Origin of the sequence: Francisella sp. 19S2-4, assembly GCF_036281795.1 — a bacterium.
Classification (GTDB): domain Bacteria; phylum Pseudomonadota; class Gammaproteobacteria; order Francisellales; family Francisellaceae; genus Francisella.
In genome coordinates this window covers 1-1,653 of record NZ_JAWUZH010000089.1, presented here as the reverse complement: position 1 = coordinate 1,653, position 1,653 = coordinate 1, and the positions used below count along the sequence as shown (strand labels likewise).

The window sequence follows — 1,653 nt, the reverse complement described above, 5'->3', positions numbered from 1 at the left end:
GCTGGATTAGCATCGGTTACGGCTATGGATCCTGGTCATAGGATAGAGGATCGAGATGGAAGTCAGTTTTCTAATAAGGTCATAAATGAGGATAATATTGGTCAATTAATACATTTGAATGTATTTGGAGCTAACTTATTTAGTAATCAATGTCGGAGTTTACCTCAGATTGCTTTGTATAATCCTAATTATTTGATTAGTATTGGAGATAAGATATCATTATCTATATGGGGTGCTTTTGAATATACAACAGTTGCCCAAGTGGATAGTCAAGGTAATATATTTATTCCAAAAGTAGGACCGGTGCATGTAGCAGATATTCCTAATAAAGATCTTAATGAAGTTATAAGTGCTGCGTTGAAGAAGACATTTGAAAGAAATGTTACGGTATATGCTAATTTAATGAGCGCACAGCCTGTGCAGGTTTTTGTATCTGGTTACGTTGCTAAACCTGGTTTATATGATGGTATGTCATCAGACTCAGCTCTTTACTTTTTATGTAAGGCTGGAGGTATTTTAACTCAGCAAGGTAGTTTTAGACATGTTGACTTAGTTAGAAATGGTAAAGTGATATCACATATAGATCTATATAATTTTTTACTAGATGGAGTTATGCCATTTTCTCAACTTCAACAGGGTGATAGTATAGTTGTTAGACCTAAAGAAGCATCTATTAGTGTTATAGGTCAGGTTAAGACTCCTGCATTATATGAGCCTAAAGATGGGAAGTTTGAGTTATCTAGCCTAATTAAATTGGCGGGAGCTAAGCCTGATGCGACTTATGTGCTAATAGAAGATAATAGAGGCTTGAATCCTACTAATAAATATATTCCATTAAGTGATGTTTCGGGTCAAACAGTAGCTGGCGGTGAAGATGTGACATTAACATCTGATCAGAATATTAAGCAATTAACAGTTTCTGTCAGTGGAGCTATTTTAGGTCCCCATCAGTTTGTGGTTCCATTAGGAACGACTTTAGAGGATGTTGTTGAGAAGTTGCAATTTAGGTCAACAGCAGATGTTGATAATTTACAATTGTTTAGACAGAGTGTTGCAGCAGCTCAGAAAGCTGCGATAGATGCTAGTTTAAATTATCTTGAGCAGCAGGCATATACGAAGAGTGCATTGACGAAAGATGGTTTGGCGATGCAACAGCAATATGCTGGTTTGGTTTCTACATTTGTAGAGAAGGCTAAAAAAGTACAGCCTAAAGGCCAGGTGATAGTGGGACCTAAGGATAAATGGTCACAAATAACTTTACAAAATAATGATGTGATTAATATACCTAATGAGAATCAAGTTATTACTATTAGTGGACAGGTTATGGCACCTATGGCGATTAACTATAACAAGAAGTTTGGTATAGAAGATTACATAAATGCAGTAGGTGGTTATACTCCGAGTGCTGAGACTGGATATGTGTTATTGTTGCATGAGGATGGAACAGCTGAGAAAGTTGATATGGGTATGTTCTCATCATTCTTCTCACATGCAACAGCTGTTCAGCCTGGAGATCAGATAATAGTGCCGAATGAGGGTATGTCAGAGGCATTGCCGATAATGGCGACGATAGCACAGATAGTGTTCCAGATAGCATTTGCTGCTAGAGTATTTATCGCACCTGTGTAGAATGTTATATTAATTGTGTGGGGA

At 37.1% G+C, this 1,653-nt stretch carries 1 protein-coding gene; it reads left to right on the top strand.

The window, feature by feature from the left end; all coding sequences use genetic code 11:
* The coding region (locus R8535_RS10830; RefSeq protein WP_329499163.1) for a polysaccharide biosynthesis/export family protein at positions 1 to 1,629 on the top strand (1,629 nt) is incomplete at its 5' end.
* Positions 1,630 to 1,653 lie beyond the last annotated feature (24 nt).